14 protein-coding genes are annotated in these 20,041 nt (G+C 50.6%); 9 read left to right on the forward strand and 5 right to left on the reverse strand.

Annotation, left to right across the window (positions count from 1 at the left end):
- Positions 1–273: 273 nt before the first annotated feature.
- Positions 274–1,635, reverse strand: coding sequence for a C4-dicarboxylate transporter DcuC (dcuC, locus tag M4I31_RS18350; RefSeq protein WP_038637951.1), 1,362 nt, complete (start codon positions 1,633–1,635; stop codon positions 274–276).
- Positions 1,632–2,888 carry a peptidase T gene (gene pepT / locus M4I31_RS18355; protein WP_085047684.1) on the reverse strand — a complete coding sequence of 419 codons (1,257 nt, stop codon included), beginning with the start codon at positions 2,886–2,888 and terminating at the stop codon, positions 1,632–1,634. Before pepT ends, dcuC begins: the two co-directional genes overlap by 4 nt.
- Positions 2,889–4,288: 1,400 nt before the next feature.
- On the opposite strand from pepT, the gene M4I31_RS18360 reads away from it, so the two are divergent.
- Positions 4,289–4,546, forward strand: coding sequence for a YjhX family toxin (locus M4I31_RS18360; RefSeq protein ID WP_042310296.1), 258 nt, complete (start codon positions 4,289–4,291; stop codon positions 4,544–4,546).
- Between the two features lie 10 nt (positions 4,547–4,556).
- Complete coding sequence (locus M4I31_RS18365) at positions 4,557–5,303, forward strand: cyclopropane-fatty-acyl-phospholipid synthase family protein (protein ID WP_069323894.1); 747 nt, start codon at positions 4,557–4,559, stop codon at positions 5,301–5,303.
- A gap of 43 nt (positions 5,304–5,346) precedes the next feature.
- Here the strand turns inward: M4I31_RS18365 and M4I31_RS18370 are convergent, their stop codons facing one another.
- Positions 5,347–5,922: a DJ-1/PfpI family protein gene (locus M4I31_RS18370; protein WP_085047685.1), complete on the reverse strand. Its 576-nt coding sequence runs from the start codon at positions 5,920–5,922 to the stop codon at positions 5,347–5,349.
- 952 nt (positions 5,923–6,874) lie between these two features.
- Between M4I31_RS18370 and M4I31_RS18375 the strand changes: the two genes are divergently transcribed.
- The gene (locus M4I31_RS18375) at positions 6,875–9,097 is read left to right on the forward strand and encodes an EAL domain-containing protein (protein ID WP_085047686.1); all 2,223 of its coding nucleotides are present in this window, start codon (positions 6,875–6,877) and stop codon (positions 9,095–9,097) included.
- 186 nt (positions 9,098–9,283) lie between these two features.
- On the opposite strand, the gene M4I31_RS18380 is transcribed toward M4I31_RS18375, so the two are convergent.
- Positions 9,284–10,672 carry an APC family permease gene (locus tag M4I31_RS18380; protein WP_038637934.1) on the reverse strand — a complete coding sequence of 463 codons (1,389 nt, stop codon included), beginning with the start codon at positions 10,670–10,672 and terminating at the stop codon, positions 9,284–9,286.
- 343 nt (positions 10,673–11,015) lie between these two features.
- Positions 11,016–12,434 carry a glutamine synthetase family protein gene (locus tag M4I31_RS18385; RefSeq protein ID WP_085047687.1) on the reverse strand — a complete coding sequence of 473 codons (1,419 nt, stop codon included), beginning with the start codon at positions 12,432–12,434 and terminating at the stop codon, positions 11,016–11,018.
- A 211-nt stretch (positions 12,435–12,645) separates the two neighbouring features.
- Between M4I31_RS18385 and puuD the strand changes: the two genes are divergently transcribed.
- From puuD to hyaB, 6 genes are all read left to right on the forward strand, one after another.
- Entirely contained in the window at positions 12,646–13,410 is a 765-nt protein-coding gene (puuD, locus tag M4I31_RS18390; protein ID WP_003838709.1) for a gamma-glutamyl-gamma-aminobutyrate hydrolase, read from the forward strand.
- Between the two features lie 25 nt (positions 13,411–13,435).
- Positions 13,436–13,993, forward strand: coding sequence for an HTH-type transcriptional regulator PuuR (puuR, locus tag M4I31_RS18395; protein ID WP_038637926.1), 558 nt, complete (start codon positions 13,436–13,438; stop codon positions 13,991–13,993).
- A 138-nt stretch (positions 13,994–14,131) separates the two neighbouring features.
- A complete protein-coding gene (gene puuC, locus M4I31_RS18400) occupies positions 14,132–15,619 on the forward strand; it encodes an aldehyde dehydrogenase PuuC (protein WP_038637924.1) in 1,488 nt (495 codons plus the stop codon).
- A 2-nt stretch (positions 15,620–15,621) separates the two neighbouring features.
- A complete protein-coding gene (locus tag M4I31_RS18405; RefSeq protein ID WP_038637921.1) occupies positions 15,622–16,902 on the forward strand; it encodes an FAD-binding oxidoreductase in 1,281 nt (426 codons plus the stop codon).
- Between the two features lie 208 nt (positions 16,903–17,110).
- On the forward strand, positions 17,111–18,238 hold the full coding sequence (hyaA, locus tag M4I31_RS18410) for a hydrogenase 1 small subunit (RefSeq protein WP_071888112.1): 1,128 nt from the start codon (positions 17,111–17,113) through the stop codon (positions 18,236–18,238).
- On the forward strand, positions 18,235–20,028 hold the full coding sequence (hyaB, locus tag M4I31_RS18415; RefSeq protein WP_085047688.1) for a Ni/Fe-hydrogenase large subunit: 1,794 nt from the start codon (positions 18,235–18,237) through the stop codon (positions 20,026–20,028). Before hyaA ends, hyaB begins: the two co-directional genes overlap by 4 nt.
- Positions 20,029–20,041: the final 13 nt, after the last annotated feature.

Raw genomic sequence — 20,041 nt, forward strand, 5'->3', positions numbered from 1 at the left:
TTGTATTTAATTTGTTACTACTCAATTTAAAAACCTACTACAACTAAAACCAGCATAATATGATCCAGATTAATTTATCTCAATGTAAAAAAAGAGCCATGAAACACATTATTTTTATTAATCATTTATAGTTAACAAGATTGACCACAAATAATAAGAATCGCTCGATAAAGATGAAAACTAATAATTATCCCGCGTAATCAATACAACAATGTATCAAACCAGAAAACCTCCAGATTCAATAAACCGGAGGTTTGTCTGGGCCTGCAATTGTTAGTAGAAAATACCGATGATTAGCGTATGCGTAACAAAGCCGACAATCAACGGTACGGCGGTGCGTTTAACCACATCGAATGGAGTTATTTTTGCCCCGCTGGAAACGGCGATCACCACGCCAGATACCGGTGAAATGGCCCGTCCCATATGCGATGCCTGCTGCATCGGCAGAATCATGGCCACGGCGTTCGCCCCCATACTGGCAGCGATTTGCGGGATAAGCTCAACGAACGCAAGAAATGGCGCATTACCCGATCCCATAATGATAGCCGCCGCAAGCGTCACCAGCGCAAACACCACCGCCATGGCAAATGGCGGCAATCCCACGTGTTCGGCCATCAGGATTAATTGATCAATCGCACCAATGACTTTAATACCATGAGCAAAAACCCCCGCCGCAACCAGCAGGCCTACCACACCGGTAAAGGCAGTACCCATTCCTTTCAGAAAATGGCTAAATCCTTCGCACACCGCCTTTAAATCTCGCACCCGCAGCCATTCAATCAACATACAAATAGCCATTGAAATAAGCACAATGGTAATGATATTCAGGTTAATACCACTGACGAACATTTCAGAGGATCCCACCGCCATCAGTATTGGAAGCATGGGAAGCAGCGCATAAAATGCGGGCGCAGTTCCTGAGTCAGTCACTTCAGCGCTACCGATTTCCCGTGGTAAGGTCCCCGCTTTGCGGTCGCAATAGCGCTGCCAGAAAAAATGGCAGACTCCCACGACCAAAACGGTAGCCAGAGCAGCCGGTCCCTGGTGGTAGACCACGTATTCCACCACATCCATATTGACCGCTTTCGATCCCCTGATAGCATCGATTGCCGTTGGGGTATACGCCACGCCCAGCGAGGTGGCAATTACCCCGGCAGCAGAGGCAGCGGAAAGCCCTAATCCCAGCATAATGGGGAACATTGTTCCCATCAGCAGTACGGCGAGTCCAGTGGCTGAAGGAATAGCTAACTGCAGGAGACTGGCGAGCAGGTACGAGAAAAAAAGCAGAATATAGGGCGAACGCAGCGCACGCAGGGGTTTTGTGACGACACGCACCACCGCCTCATTGGCGCCGATATGATCCATGTAGTGCGCAAATCCCATCAGCGCCATGATCATCAGGCCAAGATCGGCGGCTCGCGTGCTGAAGAGATCGCGCATAACCTCGAACGGATCGAGAAAGGAAATCCCCGTGCCAGCAACGCCTTTCGGTAGTACGGAACCCCACCCGGTGAGGGCGGTGCAAATCATCAGCACCAAACCCGCAATAAATAGCACGGGTTCCGCACGATAACCTTTCAGAATCAGACGAGCGACCACCACGATAACCAGCAGGGCAATTAACACCTGAATCATGACTGAGCTCTCCGCTGCGTGAACTCAGCAAAGGTTTCCTCAATGACCGCAACCACGACATCGCTGGCGGCCCGCAGTGAACGCACCGGCAGATATTCATAAATAGAGTGAAAATTATGGGCGCCGGTAAAAATATTCGGGCAAGGCAATCCTTTCTGCGATAAAACCGCACCATCATATCCGCCGCGCATGGCGACAGGTGCCGGGGTAATCCCACATTTCTGATAGGCGCGTAATGCAATATCAATCGGGTAGTGAGCATCACCCTGCAAACTATTGAACACGTTCGCATAGCGATCGGCTAAATGACAGACCACGCTATTTTCGCCCCATAGTGCGCAGGTACTGACGGCAAGCTGACGGATAAATGCCATACGCGCCTTATAGCCTTCTTCAGTGAAGTCGCGGATATCCAGCTTAAGCACCGTGCGGGCGCTGTTACCCTGCAACTGCTTAACCCAGTAATAACCTTCGCGCCCTTCCGTATATTCAGGCGCTTCTCCGCCAGGCAGCATCGCAATAAACTTATGCGCCATCAGCAGCGAGTTCTTCAGCTTACCTTTGGCTGACATGGGGTGCGCAGACTGGCCGGTAAAGATGATTTCCGCATCGCCTGCATTCCAGTTCTCATAAACAAACTCGCCGATACCGCAACAATCCAGGGTGTAACCAAAATCAGCGCCGAAGCTGGCAACATCAAAAGCTTTTGCGCCACGCAATCCTTGCTCTTCATCAGGCACAAAACCCACCTTCACCGGTCCATGTTTGATTTCCGGATGTGCCACCAGATACTGTAATGCGTTCATAATTGCAGCGATGGCTGCTTTATCATCAGCCCCTAACAGGCAGGTTCCGTCAGTGACCAATAGATCATCACCGATATAATTTTTCAGTTCCGGGAACTCGCTTTCGCGCAGAAAAATATTCAGTTCTTTGTTCAGGCACAAATCCCCACCGCTATAGTGAAGACGTTGCGCATTTGTGTCCGCAGTCTGTTCCGCACTGGTATCCAGATGTCCAAAGAATGAAACGACAGGAACCGTGTCATCGGTGTTCCCGGGCAGTGTAGCCGTTACGATGGCGGTATCCCTGACCTCAATGTTTTCCATTCCTAATGCTTCAAGTTCTGCTGCAAGCAGTTTTGCCAGTACCATTTGACCAGCAGAAGAAGGCATTATCCCATTTGCGCCATTTTCTCTTGAAGTCGTGGTATTAATTTTGGTGTAGTTGATAAAACGTTCAACAATATCCATTCCAGGAGGTCCTTTAATATTTTATTGACGAAATACTGTGAGAGGGGCTCGCGTACAGCGCGAGTGATATTAAACAGGGAACCAGATAAAATCAGCGTTCATCCCGGAACGCTGATTTTATGAGCATTACGACGTTGATTTATACCCTAAATAATTCGAGTTGCAGGAAGGCGGCGACGCAGCGAATTCCCAGGAGCATGCATAAGTACGTGACTGGGCGAGCGAGGAAAGCCAACGCACATGCAGCTCGAAGTATGACGGGTATATATATGAATATAATGAGATGAGTCATTACGTCGGTGACAAAAACGCCTTACTGATGGGTAAAACCATACTCCCTGTCTATGTTCACTGCTATTTCCCATGGTGTTTAGCTAACAGAAATCATAAACGGCACTCGTAAGCCCAAGAGATAATAGAAATCATTTAAACTCCACTTCTCTATACCGGCCCAAGAGATAGCATTGCTATATTTTTTTAATGAACGAATACGGTGTCAGCAACATGCAACCGTTTGCACTTCTCTAGAAATAGCCACTTAGCGCACTAAAATCCGTGAGCAAACTCACAATTATATCAATAGCAAAAATTTCTATCATACTGAAAAACCGTGAATTATAAGAAATGCTATATAGTCCCCTGGTAAATAGATTCATTATGATACTATTCGACATTACCTTATTATCGATGGATAATACTTCCCTAACCGTTAATTTTAAACATTACCCACCATAATATTTGTATATATTGGTGATTAATAAAATCCTGCACCGGCAAAAAAAACCTCTGCCCTGAGAAGAGATTCAGGGCAGAGGTAATACGGGTGTTAAGGACAGATTTATAGTTTTAGTGATAACGGAAGAGCTTCTTGCGGAACCGAGTATACACAATTCATCGCATTAAGAAAATTCTTAAAATCAATTAATCACAAATTCGGTCGAAAACCATTAAAATAATAAAAAACGCCTTATCAAAACAGCAAATAAAGCGACAAAAAGATTAATCCATCCTAATCAATTGCGTGGCCCCAAATGCGCTCACAGTGCCACGTTACCACAGATAACACCTTATGCGCAGACAGAATATCAAATTAATTTAATATTTTAATAGACACCTGACATAACGAAAATTTGCAGTTAATAAAGTCACTAAACGCTATAACTCGTTATAGATCACATTTTATGTACAAGGAGTTTTCTCTGGAGATTCTGGCTGGTATGATTCATCAGGTAAATACCTTTCAACTCAACCCGAGGCTTTGATGCTGGAGAATGTAATCATCAGATAATCAGCTTGCCGACCTTTTCAGGACGGACTGGTTATCAATGCGCCGAAATCGAATGCGGACACCGCAGTGTGTTTGCACGTTTTGCACATGATGATTAAACAGGTTTTCCAGTATGAATTTATCCCGTCAGGAACAACGTACCTTACACGTTCTCGCCAAAGGTGGTCGTATCGTTCACGTCCGCGACGCCTCAGGCCGCGTCACCTCCGTCGAATGCTACAGCCGCGAAGGACTACTGCTCTGCGACTGCACCCTCGCCGTGTTCAAAAAACTCAGAACCAAAAAGCTGATCAAATCTGTCAATGGTCAGCCCTATCGCATCAATACTACCGGGCTGAACAACGTTCGCGCCCAACTGGATAATCGCTAAGGAGAGAGAGATGGATATCCCAAAAATTTTTACTATCAGCGAAAGCGCTCATCGCATCCATAATCCGTTCACCGCGCAGAAATACGCCACGTTAGGCCAGGTGCTGCGCATGGAACCGGGAACCCGCATTCTGGATCTCGGCAGCGGCTCGGGCGAGATGTTGTGCACCTGGGCGCGCGATCATGGCATTTTCGGCATCGGTATCGATATGAGCCAGCTGTTTAGCAAGCAGGCAACGCTGCGCGCAGCAGAACTGGGCGTCAGTCAGCAGGTGAGTTTTGTCCACGCCGATGCAACGGGCTATATCGCTGAAGAAAAATGCGATATTGCCGCCTGCGTGGGCGCAACCTGGATTGCAGGCGGCGTCGCCGGAACGGTCAGACAACTGGAGCAGAGTCTTAAGCCTGGCGGAATCATACTTATCGGTGAGCCGTACTGGCGCCAGATACCCGCAACAGAGGAAATCGCCCAGTCCTGCGGCGCGACCGCTGTCGCCGATTTTCTTTCCCTGGCGGAACTCATTGCTTCTTTTGACCCGCTCGGCTATGACGTGGTTGAAATGGTTCTGGCTGACCAGGAAGGTTGGGACAGGTACGAGGCGGCAAAATGGTTGACGATGCGCCGCTGGCTGGAAGCTAATCAGGACGATGAGTTTGCAACTGAAGTCAGGGAGCAACTGAGAAGTTCACCGGGACGCCACGTCACCTTCACCCGGGAATACATTGGCTGGGGCGTGTTCGCACTCATGAAGAGGTAAGATGTGTGGTCGGTATAGCCGGGAGGTTATACCGACTTGCTCATCACTTTGCCGCTGGCTGCATTAATACTTCAACAAATTTAGCCAGCCACTGCGGATGCGCGGGCCAGGCTGGCGCAGTCACCAGATTACCGTCGACGTAGGCTTGATCAATGCCGATATCCGCATAATGTCCGCCGCTCAAACGCACTTCAGGCGCGCAGGCCGGATAGGCGCTACAGGTACGGTTTTCTAATATCCCTGCTGCCGCCAATAGCTGAGGGCCATGGCAGACGGCGGCGATAGGTTTACCCGCTGAGTTGAAATCCTGCACCAGTTGAATGACCTCCGGGTTCAGACGGAGATATTCCGGAGCGCGCCCGCCGGGGATCACCAACGCGTCGTAATCAACGGCCCGTGCTTCGGCAAAATTCGCATTCAACGTAAAACGGTGTCCCGGTTTTTCGCTGTAGGTTTGCGCCCCCTCAAAATCATGAATCGCCGTTTGAACGTAATCCCCCTGACGCTTATCCGGACAGACTGCATCAACACGATGGCCCAGCATTTGCAACGCCTGGAAAGGAACCATCGTTTCATAATCTTCGACATAATCGCCAACTAACATCAGTATTTTCTTCATTCACGTCCCCCACTCACGGTTATTAATGATGAGAAATAGCGGCCATCTTTACTATAGTCCACGCGATAGGCGACATTGATAAATACAGCAGAACATTCGGTCAGATCACAATCTGCGCCAAGGCCCGCCAGATGGCGGCCTCAACGTAAACCTGCATGGTAAAATAGAGTTAATAAATATAAATTATATATAGCTGAGAAGTTTTAATATCAGCCAGCACCATCCATAATTTTATTATTTAATAAAATTATGCGCACTCGCGTTATTATCTATTATTATTTTATTCGCCTGCAGTCAGGTGAAAATACGCAAAGATTATTCCCATGATGACAAGATGTTCGTTCGTCAAGCAAGGATTGGGTATGCTACTCGCCACGTGCCTGTGCGGGCCGGTCGGTCAATCGGCTGGCGGCGTTGGAATTCACTGCGCGATGCAGCAGTTGCCCTGTTAATCATTCGCGATGGCATTTTTGCAGGAGAGTGGGGATACTCGCGTTCCTGGCCACAAAAAAAGATTTCCTTAGAAAGGTATGACCACAGAGTAACTTAAAAAACAAAGCAACAAAATTAACAATAATGAAATAAATAACATTAATTAATAACACTTCAATAGCTTTCATCGATCTTTTATCGTATTTACGATCTGCCAAACCTATCGTTTAAATCTATCAAAATATTTATATTGATCGTTTTTATCGATCGTATATTCTGTATGAAATAAATGCTATTGACGGCATTTTTATTACCAGCGCAGTCAGAAAAATTCTTCTCTCTTGCGTTGTGTCGCACCAGAAAATTATCAAGGATTACGCTTAAAAATTTACGTAACATCTATTCAAATAGATTTCGATTAGCAAGAACATCCAAAAATACACACTTTCAGCACCCGGGCTAACAGGTTTTAAGTAGCTTGCTTACATTGAGAGCGGTGATAACTCACTGAGAATTGCGCATGATGATATCGTTAAAAAAAACGGAAAATATAAATTTCGTTAATACATTTAAAGACTATTTTTGTGTAGGCATCGCATTTTTTGCTTTACAGTTTGTCGCTGGTCATCTCAGTAAGCAGGAAGATATTGCGGGTGCAACCCTGCATTTTTACGATCTCACTTTACCTCTCATTTCCGCATTACTGGTTTTATACAGGCAAAAGGCATTCCCCATTTTAGGTGCCTTTTTCTTGTATGCGCTCTACTCTTACTCATTAGATTCGCTGCTAACGTTATCAGCTCAGGTACTGGCCGCACTCATTAGCCAGACATTCTATGTGTTCTCGACAGGTAAACGAAGTGCCGTAAGCTTTGGCCGCAGCCAGCTTACAACCCTACGTATTGTTTGGCTGGTGTGCTGCAATTCCTTACTCTTTATCTCGATTGAGCACTGGTTCCAGTCGCGAGTTATTTCTGAACCAATGACTCATCTTTTTACACTGCAAACATTAATTAACTTGCAGTGGTTGATGAACTCTTGCCTGACAGGGATCCCTTTTTGTTACCTGTTGCTCAGAAGCGTTCAAAATCCAGTATGGTGTATTTTACACATCAGGCATGTGAAGACATTGATAAAATCCGGCCCACCTATTTTATGTCAAGTATTATGGCTGGTCCTGTTAGTCTGCATTATGTCTGCTTTGATTGTCAGCAGACAGGATATACTCATATTTACTGACTACTCATTACTGTGGCTTCTTCCGCTCATGCTATGGGGAGTGATCTGTATTGGTCATGCTTTCATATCCCCTGTTTGGGTAGCGATGCTCATCTTGCTAGGATATAACATAAATAGTTATATCCCACCCGCTGACGATAAAAACTATTTACATAGTCTGGTGATTTCTTCTACGGTCGTGTTTGTCTTTTCGCTGACGATTGTCGTTGCCGGTGTACTTGCCATTCGTAACCGAAAATACCTCCGACGCCTCAAACAACTTTTTAGATCAGAGCCTAATACTGGACTGCCTAACTTTCAGGCCCTGCAAATGGATATTCGTAAATACTCAACTGAGTGTCTGTGTTACATCCGTTGTACTGAACTGAACACGCTAGAGCAAACGCATGGTATCGAGTTCCGTTTTGAGTTTGTAAAAGGGTTAAGCACCTATGTGCGTAAATTAATAAGCGGTGACGATAATATCTATTATGCCCCAGGTCACGGGATAATTCTTCGCCTTAATGCCATACCTGACATTTCTGAACTGTATAAAAAACTAAACTCTTTCCGTTTTAACTGGAAAGACTACCAATTGGGGTTATCTTGCGGTATGGCGTATACCACCGAGAAAAACCTGATTAAAAATTTATCGCTAGCTATTAAGCAGCTTAATACCCAAAGTTACATCTCGTTGATGCAGGGGCAACCGTTATTACTCAACCCACAAATGCCGGGTGATAGAATTGTCAGTCAGGCTGTGATTCGTCATATGTTGCAAAAAGCTATCGACAGACAATCGTTTGAACTTATGGCCCAACCTATCGTATCAACAATGTTGGTTGTTCAACCGATCGTGTCAACCACTGGACTGACACGTTATCACGAGATACTTATTCGGATAAAAATGGTTGATGGTAAATTAATCTTTCCAGATACCATCCTACCGGTTGCACGCGAGGCAGGACTACTCCCTGCGCTGGATATCACCGTGATTGAACAGACATTTCGTTTTATACAGTCACGACAGAAATCTGAACCCAACAGCCATTTTTCTATTAACCTGACCCCAGATTCGCTTAATAAAATTGATTTTCTTGATAATGTTTTCACCTTGTTTAGAAAATACGCCATCGCACCGGAACGTATCATTTTTGAAGTCATTGAATCAGATATCATTGATAACGCCAATGTCACTGATGTTCTGAGAGCATTACGTAAAGCCGGTTCGAAAATTGCTATTGATGATTTTGGAACCGGAGCATCCAGTTATTCTCGTTTACGAACGTTAGACGCTGACATTCTGAAGATTGATGGCTCATTCATCCGTAATATTCTGACCGATGAGTTTAGTCGATGCGCGGTCAGATCATTCTGCGAAGTGGCGAAACTGAAAAAAATGGAAGTCGTCGCGGAGTTTGTTGAAAATGAGGAAATTGAAAAGATGCTAATCACGATGGGTATTGGTTGGTTACAGGGATACCATATAGGAAAACCCGTTCCTATAGAGTTAGCTCAATTGTAATTCAGTTATTATAATAATAATTATCTTACAACATTGATTCACTTACCGGCTCCCGTGCCGGTTTTTTTATTGCCTAATGCAAGCTGTACATTAATTAAAGCAGCTATGCCGCAACTGTCTGCCGCGGCATAGCGTATTTTATTTTTAGCCCAATTCAGCCGAAAGCTATTGTTGATTCCGCTTCCATTACTCCCAGGCCCGCTCAGTTTTCGCCGCGTCAAACTGCGGCGGCGGCTTACGAAAACGTCCGGTCAGCCAGGCGAGATACACCAACCCTAACCCGGCCCATACCAGTCCCAGCGTCAGCGATGTCACCTCCAGATTGACCCACAGTACGGCAACCGTGGCGGCGCCAACCATTGGCAATACCAGATAGTGCAATTTCTCCTGCCAGGTATGTTTACGCCCTTCACGACGCCAGAAGTGGTTAAACACCGACAAATTGACGAACGTAAAGGCCACCAGCGCGCCAAAGTTAATCAACGCAGTGGCGGTCACCAGGTCAAAAAACAGCGCCGACAGCGCCACAATGCCGACCATAATGACGTTTAGCGCAGGGGTGCGCCATTTCGGATGAACATAACCGAAGTACTTCTCCGGGAAGACGTTATCCCGGCCCATCACGTACAGCAAACGAGATACACTGGCATGTGACGCCAGGCCTGACGCCAGCGTATTCACAAAAGTCGTACACAGGAAAATGGACTGGAACAGTTTGCCGCCGACATACAGCGCAATCTCCGGCAGCGCCGCATCCGGGTCTTTAAAGCGGCTAATATCCGGGAAAAACAGCTGCATAAAGAACGAAGCGGCAATGAAGATCAACCCACCGTACAGGGCGGTGAGGAAAATAGCTTTCGGGATGGTACGCGCCGCATCCGGCGTCTCTTCAGAAAGCGTCGTCACCGCATCAAAGCCGAGGAACGAGAAGCAGACGATGGTCGCCCCGGTGATTATTGGGATCAAATGTGCATTCTGGCTAATAAATGGTTGCAGCGACCAGACGGTGCCGACCCCCTCGCCTTTATGCAGTCCCTGTACCACGAGGAAGATAAACACGGCGATTATCGCCACCTGCACCAGCACAAACAGCGCATTGAAGTTCGCCACCAGATTAACGCTTTTCAAATTGGCCGCGGTGAGGATCGCCACGAACATCACCACCCAAATCCATGGCGCAACCTCCGGGAACAGCGCGGAGAGGTAAATTTTCGCCAGCAGGACGTTAATCATCGGCAGGAAAAGGTAGTCAAGCAGCGACGACCAGCCAACCATAAACCCCACGTGCGGATTGATGGCTTTTTGCGCATAGGTGTAGGCCGAACCGGCCTGCGGAAACTGGCGTACCAGCTTACCGTAACTGATGGCGGTGAACAGCACCCCCGCCAGGGCCAGCAGATAGGAGGCCGGAACATGGCCATTGCTGACGCCCGAAACAATCCCAAAGGTGTCAAACACCGTCATCGGCGTGAGATAGGCCAACCCCATCACCACCACCTGCCACAGTTTCAGGGATTTTCGCAGTTGTGTTTTGCCCGGCTGGGCTGCAACGTCCACAGGAGAATTAGTCGACATAGCGATCCTCCCCGCAACGAGTCCAGGTCTGCGTTCGAAACGTTGGTAACGCAAACCTGAGTCGTGTCGGGGCGGATCTCCAAAAGTAAGGCGTCAATGTCGTACGGCAAAGGTGTGGTCCGTACTTACTGCGGGAGCCATGGATGCTCACGCGGGGCTGGTTTTTAAACACTGGCATCATCACATTTCCTCGTCACAAACTCTGTCGGTTATCTGAAGACCCGTTGTCGCCCGCGCTCCATTACGCGACATCCGGGAAATGGCAGGTATTCCTGCAATTTTTACGGGCTGGCTCCGCTCAGCCCGCATGATGCGACTTCTTTTTAAATGACCTGTTCGACGGTCAGGCGTTTTTCAACATCCACTCAATTTCAGTGTCGGTGATAAGACGTTCAAACTGGATTAATTCATCGTTTTTACAGGCGTGATACACGTGGCTAAAACGCTCCCCCAATAATTCACGCAGACTGTCGTTTTGCATAAACTCCCACAGCGCATCGCTCTGACGGATCGGGAACGGCAAACCTTCCTGCTCCAGTCCGTTGCCTTCCACCTCTTCCTGTAACGGCAGCTCGTTATCCAGACCATGGAGGATCCCGGCCAGAATGGTCGACATCACCAGATAAGGGTTGGCATCAGCCCCCGCCACACGGTATTCAACCCGATGATTATCACGATCGCCGCAGGGAATGCGCAGCGCCACAGTACGGTTGTTATGCCCCCAGGAAGCCTGGGTAGGGACGTACATCCCCGGCTGGAAGCGACGATAAGAGTTCACATTTGGCGCCAGCAGCGCCATCGACGCGGGCATCAGATCAATCATCCCGGCAAGCGCACGCTTAAGTAACGCGGAATCATCGCCATTCGCATCGGCCAGCACGTTCTCGCCTTTGTTATTCATAATGCTGATGTGGATATGCATCCCGCTACCGGCATGCTCCTCATAGGGCTTTGCCATAAAGGTGGCATGCATCTTATGTTTCTCCGCCACCAGCCGCACCAGGCGCTTCAGCGCCAGCGCATCGTCACATGCGTCGAGTACGTTATCGGTATGGATGAGATTGATTTCAAACTGACCAGGAGATGCTTCGGCCACCGCACCGTCGGCCGGGATCAACTGCAGACGGGCCAGTTCGTCGATATCGTTCAGCACATCAGCAAAGTGGTTCAGGTTATCAACGGAGTAAACCTGACTTTGGGTATTACGATCGTCCGTTCCCGGCGCGCATGGCGGCTGCAGATAACCTTCGGGATCGCGCTTGCGATCGAGTAAATAGAACTCCAGCTCTACCGCTACGACGGGGAACAAACCGCGCTGGCGCATTTTCTGCCAGAGTCGGTTGAGAACGTTCCGCGGCTCAACGTCAAAGGGAGCGCCATCTTCATCCAGCATTGTCAGCATCATCTGGCCAATAAATTCCGGATCGGCGGCCGAAGGGGTTAACGTTCCGAGTACCGGCACACAGGTCCTGTCCGGTTCGCCAAGTTCTTGTCCTAATCCCGCCTCTTCCACCACATTGCCCAGAATGTCCATCGCGAACACCGATGCGGGAAAATAACAGCCCTTCTCTAACTTAGACAATCCCGACACGGGAATGCGTTTACCGCGAAAACAACCGTTAAGGTCGGTTAACAGCACATCGACAAACTGCGTGTTGGGATAACGTTCCAGATATTGCTTCACTTCGCGCGCAAACGCGCTACTTCGCCTCTCTTCAGAATGCTGAACAAAATTCTCAACTTCTACGATATTGGTTTCCATGATTCACCGCCGTTGGCCTGGTAAGCTTTCTGTGATTTGACTGTTAAATATAATGTCCACCCTTCGACTCTGGATGCAAACAATTTGTTTGTCAAATGTTAAATTAAGTTTGCTAGAAGGTTATTACGCTGCTAGATTGAGAAAATAATGAACGGAATTGCACAACAAGGAACCGTTTGGCAATAATTTATTCCAAAACGTGAGGTCGATCATGGGCAATATATTTGACAAGCCAGTTATTGGTGTAGTGATGTGTAGGAACAGGCTTAAGGGTCATGAGACCCAGACTCTGCAAGAAAAGTACCTGAATGCGGTTTTGAATGCCGGTGGATTACCGATAGCGTTACCTCATGCGCTCGCGGAGCCAGAATTACTGAATGCGCTGTTACCAAAACTGGATGGTATCTTCCTGCCTGGAAGCCCAAGCAATGTGCAACCGCACCTCTATGGTGAAAATGGCGATGAGTCTGACGCCGATCCGGGGCGTGATCTTCTGAGCATGGCGCTAATTACCGCCGGGCTCGAAAGGCGCATTCCCATTTTCGCCATCTGCCGGGGCTTACAGGAATTAGTTGTCGCCACTGGCGGGACTCTGTATCGTCGCCTGTGCGATCACTCACAGTTCCTGGAACATCGTGAAGATGCGGAACTCCCGGTGGAGCAGCAATACGCCCCATCTCATGAAGTCCAGGTTCAACAGGGAGGATTGCTGTCGCAATTAATACCAGGTTGCAGCACGTTTTGGGTTAACTCCTTACATGGTCAGGGCGCAAAAACGCTTGGCCCGCAGCTGCGTGTGGAAGCACGATCGCAGGATGGATTAGTGGAAGCGGCCAGCGTTCACGACCATCCTTTCGCGCTCGGCGTGCAGTGGCACCCGGAATGGAACAGTAGCGAATACGCCCTGTCGCGTTTGTTACTTGAAGGTTTTATCACCGCTTGTCAGAACCACCTCGCTGAAAAACAGCGACTCTGACCACTACTGTTAAGGAAATGCAATTATGAGCGATGACGGCCTGGCGCCGGGTAAACGTTTGTCAGAGATCCGCCAGCAATTGGGTCTTTCGCAACGTCGTGCCGCCGAACTGTCTGGGTTGACGCATAGCGCCATCAGCACCATAGAGCAGGACAAAGTCAGTCCTGCCATCAGTACGCTGCAAAAGCTATTGAAAGTATATGGGCTGTCGCTCTCCGAGTTCTTCGCGGAACCGGAAAAGCCTGACGAACCGCAGGTGGTTATCAATCAGGATGATTTGATTGAGATCGGGAGTCAGGGAGTATCCATGAAGTTAGTTCACAACGGAAATCCGAATCGTACGCTGGCAATGATGTTTGAAACCTATCAGCCAGGCACGACAACCGGGGAGAGAATTAAACACCAGGGTGAAGAGATTGGGACAATACTGGAAGGTGAAGTCGTTTTGACCATCAACGGTCAAACGTATCATCTTGTTGCAGGGCAAAGTTATGCCATTAACACTGGCATTCCACACAGCTTCAGCAACACCTCGGCAGGGATCTGCCGCATTATCAGCGCCCACACTCCCACCACATTCTAATAAGTAGCGGCCTGAGTTTCTCAGGCCTTCTTAAATAACGCGCATTAACAGGGTAATTCCCTGGGGCATCGTGCAGCCTGATTTTGCCTGAAAAAGATCAGCAACGAACTTTATCTTATTGATATAAAAGGAGTAGCTATGAACTTTCAGAACCTTAAATATTGGCGTGAGAAAGCCAGTCATTATTCGCCGGAAACCCGTTTATTTATTAACGGCGAATATTGCGCCGCCGCCGATAACGAAACCTTTATTACTCAGGATCCGGCCGGCCAGCGCCCACTCGCCAAAGTCGCCCGCGGCAAAAAAGCGGATGTGGATCGTGCGGTCACCGCAGCCCGCGCCGTCTTTGAACGCGGTGACTGGTCGCAGGCAACACCCGCAGAGCGCAAGGCGGTTCTCCACAAGCTTGCAGATTTAATGGAGCAGCATCACGAGGAGCTGGCGCTACTGGAAACGCTCGACACCGGTAAACCGATTCGCCATAGCCTGCGTGATGATATTCCAGGCGCGGCGCGCGCCATTCGTTGGTACGCCGAAGCTATTGATAAAGTCTATGGCGAAGTTGCCACCACCTCGGTAAACGATCTGGCGCTGATTGTGCGCGAACCGGTGGGCGTAATCGCGGCTATCGTTCCGTGGAACTTTCCCCTGCTACTGGCCTGTTGGAAACTTGGCCCCGCGCTGGCCGCCGGTAACAGCGTGATCCTCAAACCCTCGGAGAAGTCCCCGCTGACCGCCATACGTCTTGCGGCACTGGCTAAAAAAGCGGGTTTGCCCGATGGCGTTCTCAGCGTGGTTAGCGGGTATGGTCATGAAGCGGGCCAGGCGTTGTCACAACATCCGGATGTCGATGTGATCACTTTTACTGGCTCAACCCGCACCGGCAAGCAACTGCTTAAAGATGCTGGCGACAGCAACATGAAACGCGTGTGGCTGGAAGCTGGCGGTAAAAGCGCCAACATCGTGTTTGCCGACTGCCCGGATCTAGCGAAAGCCGCCGCCACTGCCGCGGCAGGCATTTTCTACAACCAGGGTCAGGTCTGTATCGCCGGTACGCGTCTGCTGCTGGAAGAGAGTATTGCCGACGAATTTATCGCGCTGTTGAAAGAGCAGGCGAAAAACTGGCAGCCGGGCAACCCGCTCGATCCTGAAACCACGATGGGCACGCTTATCGACAATGCGCATGCCGACACCGTGGACACCTTTATTCGCGACGGTGAAACGCAAGGCACGCTGGCGCTGGATGGCCGCAGCCATGTCCATCCGGCGGCTATCGGCCCGACGATTTTTGTCGATACCGCGCCGCAAGCCCACGTCAGCCGCGATGAGATCTTCGGCCCGGTACTGGTCATCACCCGTTTTAGCAGCGAAGCCGAAGCCCTGGCGCTGGCCAACGACAGCGACTACGGCCTGGGCGCCGCGGTCTGGACCCGCGATTTGTCGCGCGCCCATCGCATGAGTCGTCGCCTGAAGGCCGGTTCAGTCTTCGTGAATAACTACAACGACGGTGATATGACCGTACCGTTCGGCGGTTATAAGCAAAGCGGAAACGGGCGCGATAAGTCCCTGCATGCCTTGGAAAAATTTAGCGAACTGAAAACCATTTGGATCTCCCTGGAGCCTTAATCATGACTGAACATACCAGCAGTTATTACGCCGCAAGCGCCAATCAGTACGAACCGTTTCCCACCCTTAGCGAATCGGTTAGCTGTGATGTTTGTGTCGTGGGCGGCGGCTATACCGGACTCTCCTCCGCCCTGCATTTAGCGGAAATGGGTTATGACGTGGTGCTACTGGAATCCGCACGTATTGGTTTTGGCGCCAGCGGACGCAACGGCGGCCAGTTGGTTAACTCTTACAGTCGCGATATTGATGTTATCGAACGCAGCTACGGCCCGGACGCCGCCAAAATGCTCGGCAGCATGATGTTTGAAGGCGGCGATATCATTCGCGAACGCATTAAACGTTATCAGATTGACTGCGATTATCGTCCTGGCGGGCTGTTTGTGGCGCTGAACCATAAGCAGATGGAAACGCTGGAAGAGCAGAAGTCGAACTGGGAACGCTACGGCAACACACAGCTTGAACTGTTAGACAGTAGCGAAATTCGCCGCGAAGTCAGTAGCGATCGCTATGTCGGCGCGCTGCTCGACCACAGCGGTGGCCATATTCATCCGCTCAATCTGGCGATTGGCGAAGCTAACGCCATTCGTCTGAACGGTGGACGCATCTTCGAACAGTCGCCGGTCACCCGTATTCAACACACCAGCCCGGCGGTGGTCAGCACGGAAAAAGGTCAGGTGACAGCCCGCTTTGTGATCGTCGCGGGCAACGCCTACCTCGGCGACAAACTGGAACCTGCGCTGGCCAAAAGCAGCATGCCGTGCGGCACCCAGGTGTTAACCACCGAACCGCTGTCCGCTGAAATGGCGCGTTCGCTGATCCCGAAAAACTACTGTGTGGAAGATTGCAACTACCTGCTGGATTACTACCGTCTGACCGGCGATAACCGCCTGCTGTACGGCGGCGGCGTGGTCTACGGCGCACGCGATCCGAACGATATTGAACGCCTGGTGATGCCGAATCTGCTGAAGACCTTCCCGCAATTGCGGGGGGTAAAAATTGATTACCGCTGGACCGGTAATTTCCTGTTGACGTTATCACGTATGCCGCAGTTCGGCCGTCTTGATACCAATATTTACTATATGCAGGGCTACAGCGGTCACGGCGTGACCTGTACCCATCTGGCTGGACGCCTGATTTCCGAACTGCTGCGCGGGGATGCCGAGCGCTTTGACGCATTCGCCAACCTGCCACACTACCCGTTCCCGGGAGGCCGTAGCCTGCGCATTCCGTTTACCGCCATGGGGGCGGCCTATTACAGCTTACGCGATCGCCTTGGGGTTTAAGTTCTTCCGCGATAAACCCGACGCACAGGGCGGTCTCCCCTGTGCGTTTTTTTATTCCCGGTCGGTGAAAAACAGATAACAGTCACGAATATATCGCTATAGGACATAACCATACTCTTCGCATTGTTTCTCTCCTCTAATCGGATACGCTTTTTTAGATATCGCTGGCGGCGTGCGCCAGAACTCAACGGGGGAAGAAACGCGTGTTATGAATACGAATAATGAGGAGACCTTTTATCAGGCGATGCGCCGGAAGGGAGTGAGCCGACGCAGTTTTCTTAAATATTGTAGCCTCGCCGCAACATCGCTGGGATTAGGGGCTGGAATGACGCCCCGAATAGCCTGGGCGTTGGAGAACAAACCCCGGATCCCGGTCGTCTGGATCCACGGGCTGGAATGTACCTGCTGTACCGAATCGTTTATTCGCTCCTCGCACCCACTCGCCAAAGACGTCATCCTCTCTCTGATTTCCCTCGATTACGACGACACGCTGATGGCCGCCGCCGGAACGCAGGCCGAAGAGGTATTTGAAGACATTCTGCGCCAGTACCACGGCCGCTACATTCTGGCCGTCGAAGGTAATCCTCCGCTGGGTGAACAAGGGATGTTCTGTATTAGCGGCGGAAAACCCTTTGTGGAAAAACTCAAACGCGCCGCCGCCGGAGCCAGCGCGATCATCGCCTGGGGCACCTGTGCCTCCTGGGGCTGCGTGCAGGCTGCCCGGCCTAACCCCACCCAGGCAACCCCGATCGATAAAGTGATCACCGATAAGCCGATCGTAAAAGTGCCCGGCTGCCCGCCGATCCCGGACGTCATGAGCGCCATCATCACCTACATGGTGACGTTTGACAGGCTGCCTGAACTCGACCGTCTGGGGCGTCCGCTGATGTTCTACGGACAGCGTATTCACGACAAATGCTATCGCCGCGCCCACTTTGACGCCGGGGAGTTCGTCGAAAGCTGGGATGATGACGCCGCCCGCAAAGGCTATTGCCTGTACAAAATGGGCTGTAAAGGGCCAACCACCTATAACGCATGCTCCACCACCCGCTGGAATGGCGGCGTTTCCTTCCCCATCCAGTCCGGTCACGGTTGTCTGGGATGTTCAGAGAACGGCTTCTGGGATCGCGGTTCGTTCTACAGCCGCGTGGTTGATATTCCACAGATGGGAACGCATTCAACCGCCGATACCGTGGGCCTCACCGCGCTTGGCGTCGTGGCTGCCGGCGTCGGCGTCCACGCCGTCGCCAGCGCCGTCAACCAACACAACCGCCACAAACAGCAATTAGCCGACGCCAGACAGCAGTCGTCAGACAATGAGGATAAACAGGCATGAGCCATTCATATCAAACCCAGGGATATACCTTAAACAATGCCGGTCGCCGTCTGGTTGTGGATCCCATTACGCGCATTGAAGGTCATATGCGTTGTGAAGTGAACATTGATGAGCAGAACATCATCACCAACGCGGTTTCTTGCGGCACCATGTTCCGCGGACTGGAGATCATTCTTCAGGGTCGCGACCCGCGCGACGCATGGGCATTTGTCGAACGAATTTGCGGGGTGTGCACCGGTGTACATGCCCTTGCCTCTGTCTACGCCATTGAAGATGCCATTGGCATTAAGGTGCCCGACAATGCCAACATCATTCGCAATATTATGCTGGCCACGCTGTGGTGCCACGACCATCTGGTGCACTTTTACCAGTTAGCCGGAATGGACTGGATTGACGTGCTGAATGCTCTGAAAGCAGATCCTCGCGCCACATCGCAACTGGCGCAGAGTCTTTCTGCCTGGCCGATGTCCTCACCGGGCTACTTCTTTGACGTCCAAAATCGGCTGAAGAAATTTGTCGAAGGCGGTCAGTTGGGGATTTTCCGTAACGGTTATTGGGGCCATCCGCAGTACAAGCTATCGCCAGAGGCTAACCTGATGGGCTTTGCCCACTATCTGGAAGCGCTCGATTTTCAGCGCGAGATTATCAAAATCCATACGGTGTTTGGCGGTAAAAACCCCCATCCTAACTGGATTGTCGGGGGTATGCCGTGCGCTATCAATATCGATCAGAGTGGCGCAGTAGGCGCGGTCGATATGGAACGCCTGAACCTGGTGCAGTCGATCATCACCCGCACCGCTGACTTTATCAACAACGTGATGGTGCCTGACGCGCTGGCTATCGGTCAGTTCAATAAATCCTGGAGCCAGATTGGCACCGGGCTTTCTGATAAATGCGTTTTGAGCTACGGCGCGTTCCCGGATATCGCCAACGACTTCAGCGACAAAAGCCTGTTGATGCCTGGCGGCGCGGTGATTAACGGTGATTTTAACAACGTATTGCCTGTGGACCTCGCCGATCAGCAGCAAATTCAGGAGTTTGTCGATCACGCCTGGTACCGTTACCCGGACGATCAGTTGGGCCGCCACCCCTTCGAAGGCATTACCGAACCCTGGTATAACCCCGGCGATGTGAAAGGCAGCGATATTAATATCCAGCAACTTAACGAGCAGGAACGTTACTCGTGGATTAAAGCCCCGCGCTGGCGGGGACACGCCATGGAGGTTGGACCGTTGGCGCGCACGCTGATTGCCTATCACAAAGGGGATGCCGCGACGATTGAATCCGTAGATCGCATGATGTCCGCCCTCAAACTGCCGCTGTCGGGCATGCAGTCAACGCTGGGCCGAATTCTGTGCCGGGCGCACGAAGCGCAGTGGGCCGTGAGCAAGTTGCAATATTTCTTCGACAAGCTGATGACCAACCTGAAAAACGGCAACCTGGCGACGGCGAATACCGAAAAATGGGAGCCAGAAAGCTGGCCGCAGCACTGCCGCGGGATCGGTTTTACCGAGGCGCCGCGCGGGGCATTAGGCCACTGGGCATCGATTCGCGACCAGAAAATCGATCTGTATCAGTGCGTGGTGCCAACCACCTGGAATGCCAGCCCGCGCGATCCAAAGGGGCAAATTGGCGCTTACGAGGCGGCGCTGATGGGTACCCAAATGGCGATACCGGATCAACCCCTGGAGATCCTGCGCACCTTGCACAGCTTCGACCCCTGCCTGGCATGTTCAACCCACGTGCTTGGCGACGACGGCAGCGAACTGATCGCAGTCCAGGTTCGCTAAGCGTTGAGGAAAA

It is taken from the genome of Citrobacter sp. XT1-2-2, from assembly GCF_023516235.1.
Taxonomy (GTDB): Bacteria; Pseudomonadota; Gammaproteobacteria; order Enterobacterales; family Enterobacteriaceae; genus Citrobacter; species Citrobacter werkmanii.